The sequence below is a fragment of the Aeromonas sp. S15(2024) genome, assembly GCF_041402265.1.
Lineage (GTDB): Bacteria > Pseudomonadota > Gammaproteobacteria > Enterobacterales > Aeromonadaceae > Aeromonas > Aeromonas dhakensis.
Window position 1 is genome coordinate 253,633 of record NZ_JBGLQY010000002.1, and the last position, 13,100, is coordinate 266,732.

At 44.7% G+C, this 13,100-nt stretch carries 10 protein-coding genes; all 10 read right to left on the reverse strand.

The features are described from left to right. Position 1: 1 nt before the first annotated feature. The gene (gene cysC / locus ACB033_RS05320) at positions 2-613 is read right to left on the reverse strand and encodes an adenylyl-sulfate kinase (RefSeq protein ID WP_139432916.1); all 612 of its coding nucleotides are present in this window, start codon (positions 611-613) and stop codon (positions 2-4) included. 12 nt (positions 614-625) lie between these two features. Next, on the reverse strand, positions 626-2,353 hold the full coding sequence (locus tag ACB033_RS05325) for an SLC13 family permease (RefSeq protein ID WP_139432914.1): 1,728 nt from the start codon (positions 2,351-2,353) through the stop codon (positions 626-628). Next, complete coding sequence (gene cysN / locus ACB033_RS05330; protein WP_139432912.1) at positions 2,350-3,756, reverse strand: sulfate adenylyltransferase subunit CysN; 1,407 nt, start codon at positions 3,754-3,756, stop codon at positions 2,350-2,352. Before cysN ends, ACB033_RS05325 begins: the two co-directional genes overlap by 4 nt. A 1-nt stretch (position 3,757) precedes the next feature. Beyond that, entirely contained in the window at positions 3,758-4,651 is an 894-nt protein-coding gene (gene cysD, locus ACB033_RS05335) for a sulfate adenylyltransferase subunit CysD (RefSeq protein WP_139432910.1), read from the reverse strand. A 15-nt stretch (positions 4,652-4,666) separates the two neighbouring features. Continuing rightward, the gene (locus ACB033_RS05340) at positions 4,667-6,094 is read right to left on the reverse strand and encodes a glycosyltransferase family 39 protein (protein ID WP_162519922.1); all 1,428 of its coding nucleotides are present in this window, start codon (positions 6,092-6,094) and stop codon (positions 4,667-4,669) included. A gap of 171 nt (positions 6,095-6,265) precedes the next feature. After that, the gene (locus tag ACB033_RS05345) at positions 6,266-7,306 is read right to left on the reverse strand and encodes an acyltransferase (protein WP_139432906.1); all 1,041 of its coding nucleotides are present in this window, start codon (positions 7,304-7,306) and stop codon (positions 6,266-6,268) included. Beyond that, positions 7,306-9,510 (reverse strand): glycosyltransferase, encoded by a 2,205-nt coding sequence (locus tag ACB033_RS05350; RefSeq protein ID WP_139725887.1) that lies wholly within the window; start codon positions 9,508-9,510, stop codon positions 7,306-7,308. Before ACB033_RS05350 ends, ACB033_RS05345 begins: the two co-directional genes overlap by 1 nt. Positions 9,511-9,518: 8 nt before the next feature. Then, entirely contained in the window at positions 9,519-10,763 is a 1,245-nt protein-coding gene (locus ACB033_RS05355; protein WP_139432902.1) for a sulfotransferase family protein, read from the reverse strand. A gap of 163 nt (positions 10,764-10,926) precedes the next feature. Beyond that, positions 10,927-11,670, reverse strand: a complete 744-nt coding sequence (locus ACB033_RS05360; protein ID WP_139432900.1) for a sulfotransferase — start codon at positions 11,668-11,670, stop codon at positions 10,927-10,929. Continuing rightward, positions 11,667-12,995, reverse strand: a complete 1,329-nt coding sequence (locus tag ACB033_RS05365; RefSeq protein ID WP_139725888.1) for an ABC transporter ATP-binding protein — start codon at positions 12,993-12,995, stop codon at positions 11,667-11,669. The genes ACB033_RS05360 and ACB033_RS05365 overlap by 4 nt, the downstream gene beginning before the upstream one ends. Positions 12,996-13,100: the final 105 nt, after the last annotated feature.

Sequence of the window (13,100 nt, forward strand, 5' to 3'; positions counted from 1 at the left end):
CTTATGCACCAGCAGGACCTGTTCCGATCCATCCCTTGTTCACCAGAAACGTGACGATCTCTTGAGCACAGGCATCTGCTCTCAGATTGACAGTATTGACAATGATGTCGGGGTTATTAGGAATATCATAGTTGGAATCTATACCAGTGAAACTTTTAATAGCCCCATCCCTTGCCTTACGATATAACCCCTTTGGATCACGAGCCTCACACGTTGACAGCGATGCATCGACGTAAATCTCGATCATTCGCTCGCCCAAGCGGGCTTTTGCTAAAGTACGATCCTCTGAGAAAGGAGATATAAACGCGGTTTGCACAAGTAAACCTGCATCCGACATCAACAATGCAACCTCAATAACACGCCGAATATTTTCTACACGGTCAGAATCACTGAAACCAAGATCTCCATTGAGACCATGGCGAACATTATCACCATCAAGTAAAAAACTGTGACATCCCATCTTATACAACTTTTCATCTACCAAGTTGGCGATCGTCGATTTTCCTGAACCGCTCAACCCTGTGTACCACAGTACGGCAGGCCGCTGATGCTTTTGTGCCGCACGCTGAGCTGCCGTTATCTTATGATGATGCCATGTAAGATCATTGCTCATAGAAAACCCTGCCTAAAATGGGAAGATGGGAGGAATAAGACATACTATCGCGACCAAATACAATATCGATAGCGGCAAACCCACTCTAATATAATCACCTAGTCGGTATTCACCGGCGCGAAATGCCATCAGATTTGTCTGGTATGCATATGGATTAATAAAACTACAGCTGGATGCATAAGCGACCACCATTACAAAAGGCAATGGAGAAACATCCAGCCCTTGTGCAACAGCGAGGGCAACCGGTGTCATCATTGCGGCTGTGGCGTTGTTGGTGACCAACTCGGTTACGCACCAAGTAACAAGCAATACTCCTATAAGGGCAACATAGGGTGACACATCTTGCAGTGCAACCTTAACATGACTCGATACGTAGCCCATCAAACCACTTCCCTCCATTGCCTTCGCCAGAGCTAATGCCGCCATAACGATCAGCCAGAGGCCAAATGGGAATCGCCGGCGCAGCTCATTAAGTGTTAATACTCCCGTCGATAACAATAATCCAAAATAACAGATCATCGCCTTGAGAAGAGACACCCAACCTAACGCAGAGAGTGTGATAGCCAATACAAAACCACCTATCATTAGCCATTCAGTTAATGGCTTGAATGCGATGGTTGGTTTAGCGCCACGAATAATGAGAAAGTTTTTGGCCAAATTATTCCGATTGGAGAAGTCAAGACCCGTCGCTAATACAAGAAAATCACCACCTTGTAGCGTCTTTTCACCCAATGAGCCAGACAGGGTTTCTCCATTGCGTCGCATAGCAACAACGGCGGCATCAAATTTCGCCCTAAATTCAGTGTCTTTAAGCTTACACCCAGATAGCTGTGAGTCAGGTAAGACAAGGACTTCTGTTAACTCATCACCCTGTATACCGTGACGCTCAGCGTAGTTATCAAGCCCCGAAAAACGTGAGAGAAGGCCAACGGCTGTTGGATCACCTGAAAATAACAAGGTATCACCGGCCTCTAATCTATCTCCAGGAGCAACGGGGCACAAAGAACTGCCCCTTCTGATAATCTCAACGAGAAACAGCCGTTGAAGATGCCGTAACCCCGCTTGTTCCACAGTTTTGCCTATCATTGAGGAGTTATCCGAAACTCTTGCCTCTAACAGATAGGGCATTAAGGCATCATTATCGAGTTTATCATTCGGCAATAGATTACGTGCAATCCATAGCCAGGCCAGGCCTAACGCAGCGGCGATCACTCCAACCGGGAAAAAATCCAGCAGATGTAACCCCTCTAACCCAGCATCCAGCATCATAGTATTAACAATTAAGTTGGTTGAAGTACCAACTAATGTCAGCATGCCTCCCATTGAAACCGCGTAAGTCATCGGTAAGATAAGACGACGACCCGAGTGCTGTTGGGACGCTCGCAAGGGTCCCAACAAAATAGACACTATTGCCGTATTATTAAGAAAGGCAGAACTCATCAGAGCAGATAGCATAACGCGCCACCAACTTCCGGTAAAACCTCTGGCCAACATCCAGCTAGTGATACGCTGTAGCCAAAAAGTCCGCTCAAGTACGAATGCGGTACAAAGCAATAACACCAGCGTCACAAGACCTTGATTTGCTGCACTGGCGATCAAGTCATCACTACTAATCGCACCGGAAATATAAAGCACGAGTAAAGTACAGCCAAATATCTTTTCCGCTCTATGGTGCCAATAAGCCAATGCCACTAGGGTGATGATGAAGATAAGCAAAACCCATAATGCTTCAGATGTCATAGTAGCTCACGGATATTTTTCGCATCCCAGTGTGGGAAGTGTTTCCTGATCAGCGCATTTAACTCCAACTCAAACTCGCTGAATTTAGAGTCTTGCCAAAATTCCGCAGACGGGATTTCACTGATCATACCTGCGCCTAATGTGGCGTTCGATATCCTGTCGACGATGATAAATGAACCCGTTTTATGGCTCTCCTGGTAAAGATCGACAGGTATAGATTGAGTAAATTTTATCTTACAGTGCGCAATTTCATTAAGCCGAAGGTGAGCCGCTGCATGATGTGAAAAGTCATTAACATCAACGCGGTAGTCAATTGACTCCACGGAACCTGTTAAAACCCGAGTCCCGATTCTAATCTCATACTGTTGATGGGGTTGTAATGGCTGCTCATGTAACCATACGAGCATGCCACTCACATGAGACACATTCTCCCATTTTTCATCATTGGACACGATGACATCACCACGACTGATATCTATGTCGTCATTGAGTGTCAAGGTAATGGCCTGCCCCGTTTCAGCAGAAGGAAGGTCTCCATCAAAAGTCACAATACGTTCGACCTTGCTTTCTTTTCCTGATGGCCAAACGCGCACCAAATCCCCTACTCGAACAACGCCACGAGCGACGGTGCCACAATAACCTCTGAATTCTCCATCAGGGCGATTCACATATTGCACCGGGAAACGTAAGGCGCCATTAACTGGCGGATTAACCTCAACGCTCTCCAAAAAAGTCAGCAAGGTTTCATCCTGATACCAGGGCATAACCACGCTTCTTTCTACCACATTGTCACCACGTAATGCAGAGAGAGGGATAAACTGGGGCTCGACAAAGTGGAGATCTTTGGTGAAGGCCATAAAGTCATGACAAATTTTATCAAAGCATTGTTGCTCATAGTTCACCAAATCCATTTTATTAATAGCAACAACGATATGCTTTATGCCAAGCAGCGAACAAATAAAGCTATGACGTCGTGTCTGGGGCTTTACACCTGACCTGGCATCAATGAGTATGATGGCCAAGTCACAGTGCGAGGCGCCAGTAGCCATATTCCGTGTATATTGTTCATGGCCCGGAGTGTCGGCGATGATAAATTTTCGCTTGTCGGTAGAAAAATAGCGATAGGCCACATCAATCGTAATTCCCTGCTCGCGTTCGGCCTGAAGCCCATCGACTAACAGAGCCAGATCCACTTCTTGATCTGTGGTATTGAACTTACGAGAATCTCGTTGTAGGGCCGCAAGCTGATCATCGTAGATCAACTTTGAGTCGTGCAACAATCGGCCAATTAGACTGCTTTTACCATCGTCTACGCTACCGCAGGTCAGAAAGCGTAACTGCGATTTCTGCTCATTCGCTGCCAAATACACATCAAAGTCACTGATCATGAGTTCTTTAGCCATTCTAGAAATACCCCTCCATCTTCTTCTTTTCCATCGAGGCAGACTGATCAGAATCGATGAGTCGCCCTTGCCGCTCCGATGTTCTCGCCTGAAGCATCTCAGTAATGATAGCGGGTAACGTGTCTGCATTTGACTCAAATGCACCTGTCAGTGGGTAGCAACCCAGAGTGCGAAAACGCACTGTTTTTATCTGCGACACTTCCCCAGGAAGAAAGCGCATTCTGTCGTCATCCACCATGATAAGGGTTCCTCCTCGCTCCACAACCGGGCGGGGAGCCGCAAAATAGAGGGGAACTATCTCAATCTTCTCGCGATAGATATACTGCCAAATATCTTGCTCTGTCCAGTTCGATAAGGGAAAGACGCGGATGCTTTCACCCGGATGAACACGTGTATTATAGATATCCCAAAGTTCCGGGCGTTGATTCTTTGGATCCCAACGATGCTGATCATCACGAAATGAGAATACTCGCTCTTTAGCGCGACTTTTTTCCTCGTCACGACGAGCACCACCAAATGCAGCATCGAACTTGTATTTATTAAGTGCCTGCTTGAGTGCTTCAGTTTTCATTATGTCAGTGTAAGAAGAGCCATGGTCAAATGGATTAATTCCATTGTCCTTTGCCTCCTTGTTGGAGTGAACCAATAAGGTGAATCCATACTGGGCTGCCATCCGGTCACGAAACTCAATCATCTCGCGAAATTTCCATCCGGTGTCCACATGTAACAATGGGAAAGGAATTTTTCCTGGATAGAAGGCTTTACGTGCCAGATGAAGTAACACGGAAGAATCTTTGCCAATAGAGTAGAGCATCACTGGATGCTCGAACAAAGCAACGACCTCACGGAAGATGGAGATTGCTTCGTTCTCCAACAGATCAAGACTATTTTCCATTACAGAAGCTCCACATCAAGACTTAACGATGACCATGATACCATTGAACTTCACTTCCTGGTATTTCAAGGCGCATGCTTTGAATTCATTAATAACTTCACGATGAGCGCCGTGAGCATATAATACCGCATGGCCATCACGAATCTCTCGGCAAGCATTCTCTACATCTCCACGAACAGAAAGCATGTTAATATCAACATTCTTATGCATGTAGTTATCAAGATAATATTTGTAATAGGCCTCATTGGGTGACCAAGACGCAAACAACTTATATTTTGAAACACCATGACCATCTGATATATACTTCGCAGCTTCTTTGTACTCATCTGTCTCATATACATTAGCCTGACTGTCTGCAGGGGGTGAAAGCCAGGAGATAAGAATAGCCACAAGTATGAGAGCTGTCTTTCTTTCTGTCAGGTTAGACAGTGCATGAAACAAAAGATAGATGCACCAGGGAATGATGAAGATAAAGTGACGGGGGTGGAGAATCCCTGATTTTTTACAGACAAAAGCCAACACACCGATTGACAGTAAGATAGCAATGACAATGTATTGCTCGGTGTGATTTTTCTTAAGAAAAACATAGGCGGTAGATAGTAAAATAGCAACAACCCCCCAGCCAAAATAACCATAAACTATAGTCAACATTGAGCTCAGGGATTGAGTGTATGATAGTTGAGACCACGCAACGCCACCATTCGCGGTGAAAAGAAGACTGTGATATGAAAGATATATCCAGAGCACAACAAAAGGCACTGGAATTGCCGGAAGCCAATAACGCCTTCTTTTTATATCATCCCATGCAATGGAGAGGTAAATAATACCAACAAACACCGCCATATAATAATGGGTTAAAAATGATACTGTCGCTAAAGCATAAAATGTATACCGCCAAACACGCTCGTTGCCATGCGCAGTTTTCACTTTGATAAATGCCAAGAGACAGAGAGTGGAAAGCATCATGAAAAACATATAGCTTCTGGCTTGCGTCACATAGCTTTGAGTCACGGGCAGCCATAACAAAAGCAGCGCGGTAGCGAGAATAGACAGTTCTGCTTTGTTTCTTACCTTCGATCTACATGCGGTCAAAATAAATAAAAGCGCTAACATAATAATAGCAACATTAAAACCGCGTAATGAATATTCAGAATCACCGAAGAGCGACGCCCACGCTTTGAGGGAAAGATCATACATGGGCGGATGTTGCTCACCGGCCTTCACGGTCAGAAAGCTGTCATCCATCTCAATCTGAACCACTGTCTTTCGCTCATATTGAGTATCAAAAACAGGATGGTAACGAATTACGGAAGCGGTGAATAACTCGTCGGACCAAAAACCTCGCTCGTTGAGAGTTGGTATCATTTTCCATATGGCGCACATCATGACCAGTACATAAAATATGACCAGGCTAGTGCTGTTATCATCCCAAAGACGCCGCATTATTATTGTCATTCAACGAATACTCTTATTTTATGGTCCGTTCTGCATGCTGGTGTCTAACCGGCAACTCAAAACGGAACATTACCACCGGTCTTCAACATACTGAGGAAAGCAAAACACTAATCTACTCATCTGCCCAAAAATATAAATTTGAGTCAAAGATTCGGCTCATTACCTGCTCCTCATAAATGGCTTTTCGAAGAAACGATATGAGATAACACTTACTAACAAGACACAAAACAAAATTGAAAATGTGAATGTGTGATTGCGACTCACTCCTGAACTTAACCCTGCATTTATTATAGGAAGATGGAACAAGTAAATGCTATAGCTTATGGCACCTAAAAATGAAAGCCCAGAATAGCGACATAATGCTCTAAACCAGATCTTATTCTCTAGAAAAATAAATGAAAAAATTACAAGTGAAAAGCCTATAGACAGATAAGTTCTCGAAAAAACCATAGTATCTATATTTGACCAATAATCCGCACCAATGTTGTTTACAAACAATGCAACAAGACCAATGCCAATAATCAGGCTCAAATAAACAACAGGCCATCGCACCACATAGCCATTCACAATATACCTGTAATATATTATCGCAACGGTCGAACCAATTGCGAACTCATCAAGCATACCGAAGAGTTGAGTAGACCATATAAATTTTTGCATGGCATCTTCGGGAAGAAAATAATAACACCCGGCTCGCCAAACCCAAGATATCACAATCATTGAAGAAATCAATACGTGTGAACTAACACCACGACGAATACACTTTGCCGTCAACAACATAAAAATATAAAATGAAAACTCAACACCAAGAGACCAGTAAACTCCATTAATAGAGCCGTGAGCCCCATCTATATACGTATGTAAGAAAAGCAAGTGAACTAAAACATGAAGAAGCCCATTACCTGTGCTGGCAAAATAAAACCCAGACATAGCAACAACAAAAACCATGGATATGTAATACGGGGGGGCTATTCGTATGAACCTTCTCTTTATAAAATCAAATGGTTTCCACTCTTTCGGCTTTAGTACGCAAATAGTGATAAAAAAACCACTTAGCACAAAGAACAGGTCAACACCAATCCATCCCCAATGAAAGAAGTGTGGCCAACTGGCCACACCAAGCTCTTCCATATGATAGAGAAGTACGAATATTGCAGCACATCCCCTTAATACATCCATTGACTCGAGGCGATTAATCATTACTTAATAATCTCATGTATTGGCCGACGACTTAACAATCGCTTAATCGCCCGCTGAACTCTGAACGGGATCAGTCGTGATAATCGACCGATTAAAGGTTGATTCCTTATCTTCCACAGAAGCTGTAAAAGGCGCTCTTTACGCGACAACAGCACGACTGTGGGTGCAAATGACAACTTTTCACACCATATCTTTGCCAACGTTTCAGCATCGGTTGACTGCGCAACCTGAGTAACACGCAAATATTCACCGGCATAGAAATGCTCACGCAGTTCGATGCAGTCATCATCCTGAACGGTCGCGACAAATGAGGTCAGATCCGCGCCTTGAGCATACGCTCGCCAGAAGGCAGCACAATCGAGGGGTTTAATATCCCAGGGCAATAGCGAAGAGTGAGCTCGCCCCTGTGTGCGTTCGATAAAGGCGCCAAGATCCGGACAAACAACAGGGTAGCAACGCTCGAGAGCGATGGAGAGCGTATAGCTGTAGGTCTCAGGCCAAAGCGCAGGGAACCAGACCACGTGCGGTTTGATGTCATCCAACTTCTCATCGAGTTGAGACAAGCTATAGGCACCATGGTTCACGATACCGCGCAGGGGACGGTAACCGTAACCCAGCAAATGGAATTCCACCTTGGCCGGGTCACACAACAAGGCAACCTGCTCGAGCAAGTCCGCTCCTTTCTCACGACTCAGGGCTCCCAGGATCAGCACCCGTAAGGGTTCACCCGCTACATGTGTTTGCTGGGGCTCAGTGTAATCTTGAGCGTCTGGGTGATATGCCACAACTGCTTTGCCAGAGAACTCACTCTCATTGCCATAGAGTCGGCTAAAGCGCTGATAGAGGTCACGGCAGGGATAGATGATCCGCTCAGCCCTCGAGAGCAAAGGCAGCACGCCGTTTCGCCACTCCTCGCCGGAGACAGGAATCTGCGCCGCTTGGCGGCATATTTCATCCCACTCATTGTGTTCATCACTGACAAACTGTCCATAGCTGTCGGTCAGGGTGGGATTGCCATTGAGCATGTAATAATCATGAATCGTCACATCATATGGCACACCGAGCGAGCTGGGTAGTAACCAGGATCGCGGCGATAGCCCCATAACATGATGAAAATGCACGCGCCCTACCCCAAGCTCACGCAAGAAGGTTACAAGTAGTTCATATTCGGTGTGAATGTTGAAGACAAAGGCATCACTCCTATCGTCTTCGAAGGCACTAAGGTAGAGATTGACGTGCCCTTCATGGAGACCTGGGGTCAAACGAAGGAAGTAGGCCTTCCCCAGATGATGAGTGGCCAACTCGGCAACATGTTGGGCTACCCCCCCCCCAAGGTGATGGGCAACCGAGAGCACAACGGGAAGGCCACATTGCGCAATAAATTTAATTTTAGCCATCATCCGCGTCCGTTTGGCGGGATCTTGCCCAATAAAGGCCATCACATCGCGGGTATAGTTAGGATGCAGGGCATTAAGCAGCTCCAGTGCCCGTGCCTTGCGAGGGTCACCTTCTTCTTGGAAGCTTACGCCCCCTTTATGGTATGCAAAGACATTGAGCTGGTGATAGTTTTTCCACCCGAGTTTATGGGCACGCTGGCACCAGTCATTTTCCTCACCATAGCCCTTGCCAAAGGTCTGCTCATCGAAATACCCGACCGCATTGAGACAATCGCGACGGATATACATGCAAAAGCCTACTCCCGTCGGTACTTCGACAAGCTCGTCTTCGAGCGGCAAGGTGGCGAACAGGCGATCCAAGGCGTTGACGTCAAGCCCTGCAAATAGCTCATTATCCTGACAAAAATGAGGAAAGCTGCAGATAGTGGCATTATTGGAAAATGGGGTGAGGCTAGCGACACGCTCGTGACGGTAGGCTGCGCAACGCATCCGTTCAAGCCAGTTGGAATCGGCGACCTCGACGTCGCTGTTAAGAAGCAGTACATCACGGTCAAGATGGAGCGCCATCCCAAAATTTACCGTTCCAACAAATCCTTTGTTTTGCTCATTCTCATAAAGCTCAAATCCCAAGGGGTTGGCATTCTCGCGCAACCACTGGGTCAACGCCGGCTCGGGGGAACAATCATTGACTACAATCAGCTTGGCCCAATTAGGCATTTCCTGTAACAACGACAGTATGCACTCTTTGGTCTCATCAAGACCTCGATAAACAGGAATAATAATATCGAGGGGTTTTATTTCAGACATGTATATACTCACAACTCAGTAACAAATCGATTAATAAACCAGCGTAGCACCGGTCGCGTAGCAATAGCATCAAGACTTGCCTGAAGCTTTCCTCTGTGCAACTGAAGATTTTCTATATGTAGCTGAAGTTCATCCATATGAAGTTTCATCGTTTTCAATTGCTGGTCTCTCTGCTCCACGACTTTAATCGCATATCCATGTGATTCGCCTTCAGCTTTGAGTAATGCATTGAGCTTTTTAAGCTCAATGTCACGTTTTTTTAATGTATCAAGTGCATCAGAGTGCTCTGACCCCAGGGCGTGTAAGTGCTGATGAACCTGTCTAAGCTGTTCATCGCGCCGCTCAATTGTAACCAATGCCTGAGAGTGACTATCTCCCAAGTCGATAGAAGCAACAACAACAGCATTAATTGTGCGAAAATCTGTAACAAGTGCTTTCAGCCAAAAATCCGCAGTAGCAAGCTCCACACGATAATTGGAACGTAAATTGGACCAATCATGCTGCAGAATATTAGTACCACTGGATGCGATTTTATTAACTAAAGCATCTAGGCTAGGTAATCGAGGCTCATTAACACCACGTCGCTGCTGCCTCTGCATAGTTGGATCAATAAATTCTGAAATGCCAGTTCTTGGCAAACACAATTGCTGTTGAAGTTGGCCTATCACACTAACAGGGTCAGCAAGCATGGCCTCATAATCAACCCAGAAGCGTAACTCACCTTGAGTATAGAATTCAGCGGAGAAAGTATATTCCCCCCAAAGAAGTCCAGCAAGTAAAAGGCTCATCTGATCTCGTTTTTGCAACGACCGGGCGACTTGATCTATGTCGCGGTTCATTAGCAAATAACATGCATCATCACCCATTTCATTAATCGCCAACCGCCAGCAAGGCAATAAGACTGACAACCTAGGATCTTTCAATCCACACAATGTTGCATCGGCGAACTCCACATGACGTAAGAAACCACACATCCTCTTAAATAAGGACGGACTAGGACGCCACCCTTGCTCAAATTGAGTTGACAATGAGAAAGGGTCAAACCATGCTGCATTAAGTTCTTTTAGTATAGCCTCGTTGATAGCTACTAATTCAGCATGCTCCCAGAACCCTTTTTCATTTACATCTCCTTGTAATTCAATAAATGAATCACCAAAGGAAATTCCACTGTGGGCTAGCGCTCCGGCAATCGCACTTGTTCCGCTTCGGTGCATACCAAGAATAACAACCCAACGTCTAACTTTATTTTTCATCATAACCGCCAGTTAGTAAAAAATATAATGAGCAAGCTCATAAAACAGACAGGCATTAGTCTAAATAATAGAATCTCGCACATAAGACGTGAGCGATTACATCCCACTTTAAATATTTTACATTAAATACAATATATATTTATCCTTCCGCAGTTACAAACCTCTACATTGAAACCCCGTAATAAATTCTCAATTTTATTCTCTCAAAGAGAAAATAAAATTTTAAAATTCCAGTGACAACACGCTCTTTAAATTTAATTTGGTAGTCCCCACTAAATATTTTCGCTGAAGGGATTTCCACATTAGGAATATTTAAAAAATGAGTTACTTTTTCAAGTGTTCTTTGATGATGAAGACGGAGCTGATCATTTGTTAGTATCAGTACATTTTCCTTCGGGAAAGATGAATATATGTTTACAAGCTGTGAAAAGTAATGCCCACGGCTGCGATATGAAAATACTCTATGAGCAGAGCCAAGTTGGTAAGGATCAGCATCTGCTGCAAGTCGCTTTTTTTCTGAAAGAAGAGCGGAATAATAACCAAGCTCTTCATCACCACGTCTCTTCTCCATTTGATAATGAGAAAAAGCACGTTCAGCAGGCTCTCTAAGAATAATTATAATCCTGGCATTAGGGTTATAATTGAAGAGCCTAGTTGGAATTTCTTTAAAATACATATAAATAGGTGTTGCATCACAACAAATCTCCTCCCCATTATATTGGCTTAATAGCTGCTGATACGCCATATCTATGCATTCAAATGATGTGTTTTGCAATTCAGGGTTGTCAAACACATGAGCTTCTTTTCCATCAACGACATAGACATTCGGATGCTTGGCGAGAAAATCAGCTAGTGCTGTTGTTCCACCTTTTTGCGTACCAACGATAAAAAGATTTATTTTTTTCATTTTTCATGAACCATGTTGTCTAATTTTATGAGAGGAGAAAAATCAACCATCCCTGTTGAATCAGCACTCTCACAAATGACTTGGAACATAGCGACATCAACCCCACGATGTAGAAAAGTCCTCTCTCCTTGAATTAAGGCAGAGCATCCACAGTTCAAGAAATAAGTACCATTTCGTAAAGCGCACTCAAAATCAAATTCAACCGCGAGTTTAGTTCCTGCAGCCACATATGCAATTCGATGCTCATGATTACGCGTGGAAGTCCCCCCCCCCAGCTCAACGCCTGAGAGAGTTTTTATTAGCATGCCGAAACCAACCTCAAATGCTTCTTGATCAAAATTGACATTGAAGCAGTATCGGTAACGCAGTCCAGACTCAAGGACATTAACTATTTCACCCACAGCATTCTCGAGTCTAACTTGAGTAATCAGTGCTCCGTTAGATTCGTACCATACCGTCGATTGTGGGGTCATATCTGCCAAAAAGCCGCCAGAAGTAGTGACGCTTGGTGCTTCTATATCTACCGATGCACTCACATAGCCATTACCAAACCCGGTCTGGCATAAGTGATCACGAAAACGATCTCGCTCATCCCCTTCCATATGCAATAGCTTGTGATAATTATGAATGACATTTTTTGGCTCACCTTCCAATAGCACTTCCCCTCGATCGAGTAGCAGTGCACGATCGCATAGCTCAATGACACTCCCTGCCGAATGAGATACCAATAAGATGGTTACCCCCTGAGCCTGGAGCTGCTTCAAACGAGCATAACACTTGCGTTGAAATGCATCATCTCCCACCGCCAAGGCCTCATCGATGATCAGAACATCAGGATCGGTATTGATAATAACCGAGAAAGCCAAACGAACCATCATACCTGAAGAATAGGTTTTTACTGGCTGATCAATAAAATCACCGATGGCCGCAAACGCTAAAATCTGCGACAAACGCTCATTCATCTCCTGACGCGACAGCCCAAGGATCGCGCCATTAAAGAACACGTTTTCACGCCCAGTAAACTCGGGATTAAAACCAGAACCTAGCTCAAGCAAACCAGCTACGCGTCCCTTACAACTAATTTGGCCACTATCTGGCTGCATCACCCCGGTGATGAGTTGCAACAAAGTCGACTTGCCTGCGCCATTGTGGCCGACAATCCCCAATGTTTCACCAGGGTACACGGTTAGACTGATATCACGTAAGGCATGAAAGAGCCTAACATTAGCTTTAGGATTGAGTGCATGCCAAAGGGCCTGCCATGGACTTTGATAGATAGGAAAAGACTTATTAACACCTGTAACGGCAAGAACGGGCTTAGACATGGATTGTCAAAAGGTAGAGAACAAGATGGCTAATGATACCAGTAAATGGCTCTAGATTTAAGACTTAGCCATATCACTAACGGCAGAGTATGTCAGTGAACGAAT

Coding starts and splice junctions, on each gene's coding strand:
- cysC (WP_139432916.1), bottom strand. CDS start 613: ATGAGCAATGATCTTACATGGCATCATCATAAGATAACGGCAGCTCAG.
- ACB033_RS05325 (WP_139432914.1), bottom strand. CDS start 2,353: ATGACATCTGAAGCATTATGGGTTTTGCTTATCTTCATCATCACCCTA.
- cysN (WP_139432912.1), bottom strand. CDS start 3,756: ATGGCTAAAGAACTCATGATCAGTGACTTTGATGTGTATTTGGCAGCG.
- cysD (WP_139432910.1), bottom strand. CDS start 4,651: ATGGAAAATAGTCTTGATCTGTTGGAGAACGAAGCAATCTCCATCTTC.
- ACB033_RS05340 (WP_162519922.1), bottom strand. CDS start 6,094: ATGCGGCGTCTTTGGGATGATAACAGCACTAGCCTGGTCATATTTTAT.
- ACB033_RS05345 (WP_139432906.1), bottom strand. CDS start 7,306: ATGATTAATCGCCTCGAGTCAATGGATGTATTAAGGGGATGTGCTGCA.
- ACB033_RS05350 (WP_139725887.1), bottom strand. CDS start 9,510: ATGTCTGAAATAAAACCCCTCGATATTATTATTCCTGTTTATCGAGGT.
- ACB033_RS05355 (WP_139432902.1), bottom strand. CDS start 10,763: ATGAAAAATAAAGTTAGACGTTGGGTTGTTATTCTTGGTATGCACCGA.
- ACB033_RS05360 (WP_139432900.1), bottom strand. CDS start 11,670: ATGAAAAAAATAAATCTTTTTATCGTTGGTACGCAAAAAGGTGGAACA.
- ACB033_RS05365 (WP_139725888.1), bottom strand. CDS start 12,995: ATGTCTAAGCCCGTTCTTGCCGTTACAGGTGTTAATAAGTCTTTTCCT.